At 67.0% G+C, this 2,222-nt stretch carries 3 protein-coding genes and 1 pseudogene; 2 read left to right on the top strand and 2 right to left on the bottom strand.

All coding sequences use genetic code 11. The features are described from left to right. Positions 1 to 490 precede the first annotated feature (490 nt). On the top strand, positions 491 to 1,141 hold the full coding sequence (locus ACWDO5_RS35660) for a hypothetical protein (RefSeq protein ID WP_450534671.1): 651 nt from the start codon (positions 491 to 493) through the stop codon (positions 1,139 to 1,141). Positions 1,142 to 1,234: 93 nt separating this feature from the next. Beyond that, the gene (locus ACWDO5_RS35655; protein ID WP_450534670.1) at positions 1,235 to 1,651 is read left to right on the top strand and encodes a peptidase inhibitor family I36 protein; all 417 of its coding nucleotides are present in this window, start codon (positions 1,235 to 1,237) and stop codon (positions 1,649 to 1,651) included. Positions 1,652 to 1,831: 180 nt separating this feature from the next. Here the strand turns inward: ACWDO5_RS35655 and ACWDO5_RS35650 are convergent, their stop codons facing one another. Together ACWDO5_RS35650 and ACWDO5_RS35645 are read right to left on the bottom strand one after the other, a co-directional pair. Continuing rightward, positions 1,832 to 1,978 carry a hypothetical protein gene (locus ACWDO5_RS35650; protein ID WP_450534669.1) on the bottom strand — a complete coding sequence of 49 codons (147 nt, stop codon included), beginning with the start codon at positions 1,976 to 1,978 and terminating at the stop codon, positions 1,832 to 1,834. Between the two features lie 124 nt (positions 1,979 to 2,102). Then, a pseudogene (locus tag ACWDO5_RS35645) lies at positions 2,103 to 2,222 on the bottom strand (ATP-binding cassette domain-containing protein); the annotation flags it as partial.

Genomic DNA, 2,222 nt, shown 5'->3' with positions numbered 1-2,222 from the left:
GATGGTGGTGTGGTAACTCCCATCTTCGCAGGTCAGCAGGCACCTCTCTTCGATTCTTTATCCACGGGACACGGGCTGACCGGTGGATCGAGGCTTAGGCAACATCGCCAAACTGGCCGCCACCACCACCCCGGAGCAGGCCCACAACGCCGCAACATGCGCCCGATCCGCGGGCCAGGACCACATGACGTCACAGAGGCGCGCACGCGGGCCGTCATCGCCCTCGCTCGCGTGCACGAAACTCTCGCCCCCGACGCCGTAAGGGACTTGGCCCATGCGGCCCTGCAGAGCAGCCACCTCGTCAGCACCCTCGTGCGCCACGCAGGAAAAGTCTTCACTCGGCACTCGCAGATCGTGGCAGCGACCTGCGCCGACGCGGCCGTCGGAGGAAACGCGGACGCCGTGCATCTGCTCCTGCTGGCCGGAGCCGAACCGGACGCGTGCCGCGACGTCATCGCCCGCTGGCCTCAGCCGGACGGATCTGATCCTGATGGGGGAGGGCCTCCTGCCGCCGGACATCCAGCCCCTGACCGAGCAGATCAGGCAACCTCGCGACGGGGACAGTCAGATCGCGGCACTGGCTGCGCTGAGCATCGCCGGCAAAGTACTACCCGTTGCCCAGCGGCAGCCCTACGTGGCCCTCGCCCTGGCAGCAGCGCGCGGTGAAATCCAGACTCCACAAGACGAAGAACCGATCTGCGACCATCCACTGGACCGTTTTCGCTTCCGCCTGGGCTCGCCCGTGCTGCGACAGCAAGGACTGGTCACCGCTGCCCGCCTGGCTGGCAGCGACACCGATACCGCTGGCAGCATCGTCGCCCTGGCGTTCACCCAACTGCCGCACGCCACCGACAGCGAGGCACGCCTGATCACCCGAGCCCTCAGCCTCCTAGACCCGTGTCACCTGCCGCCCTTGACAGCACTCGCCGTCCATCAGCAACCCTGGGTCCGCTGTTTCGCGGCACACAGCGGCCACGCCGGTGGCGACACTCTCGAACTGTGCCGAGAACTCCTCGCCGCCGACCCCGACTGGCGCGTGCGCGTCAACACCGCCGAGAACCTCCCCGACACCCATGCACTGCTCGCCCACCTGCGCAACGACCCCAACCGCCGGGTACGCGTGGCAGCTGGGCGAGCATGAGCTCGGCCTATGTGGACGTGATGCCGCGACAGCCAGGTCGCGTTGCCGCGTGGCTGGGTGGAGTGCGTTACTTCCTTACCTGTGATGACAACCATGACGCGTGCCGCTGTGGCCGCCGCCTTCGCTCTCCTGCCTCTGACCCTACCGACGTCGGCTCACGGAACCGACGCCGTGGTGAAACCCGTCATCGACACCGCTGCCTCTGCCGAGCGTGCTGTGGCCTGCCCCGATGGCTACGTGTGTATTTATCCGGAGATCGACTTTGGAGGCCAGCCGTGGGTGAAGCGGGCGGTCGACGGGAGTGTAAAGGACCTGCCCTCCGAGATCCGTGACCGGGGCAGCTCGGTCAGGAACAACAGTGGTAAGACCGCTCGCGTCTACGAGAAGCGGAACTACAGCGGCCGGTGGGTGTGTGTCACCCGTAGCGGCGGCTCCATCCACGACCTGCGCTCCTGCAACCTCAACGACCAGACCCGCTCACTGCGCATCAACAACAACGACTGCGGCTGAACACCGCGCACCGTCCGGCTCCAGTTGGACCGGTGCCGGATGGGCCCATCACTGGTCCAGCTTGCGCCTCGTGTACGCGATCGCCTCATCGGCGGCAGCGCCGACTCGTGGATGGTCTGGTCGCATGGCGTGGGGGAGCAGTCACCGGCGTCGCGTTCATGAAGGCGAGAGGCACGCCAACTACTTGCCCCCGTCCATGCCGTGGACGGTGACGCCAGTCAGCAGCTCGGTCAGTGTGGTTTCTTCGGCGAGGTGCTCGCACCCGACCTGCGCGAGCCCCTGCAAGGCCGGACCCTGCCCCCGCAGGCCGCTGCTGCTGGAACTCACTGACATCGAGCTTGCGTTCCGTGGGTGCTCTTGACCGTCATCGACAAACGCTCTCGGTACTCCCCTGCGAAGCGAGGCAGAGCATGGGAAGCCGAAGAGGTGGCCGGGCCGCTACACAGTGCGCGCGGCATACGCGAAGGATCAGGGCAACCAGCTCAGGGTCGAGCGCCGATGTGACCTCGTCGAGGAGCAGTACCTGCGGCCGCATCGCCAGCGCCCGCGCGATCGCCACCCGCTGCTGCTG

The sequence above is a fragment of the Streptomyces sp. NPDC000880 genome, assembly GCF_053599675.1.
Note: the sequence above shows the minus strand (reverse complement) of the source record. Positions and strands in the feature narration are given on the sequence as shown.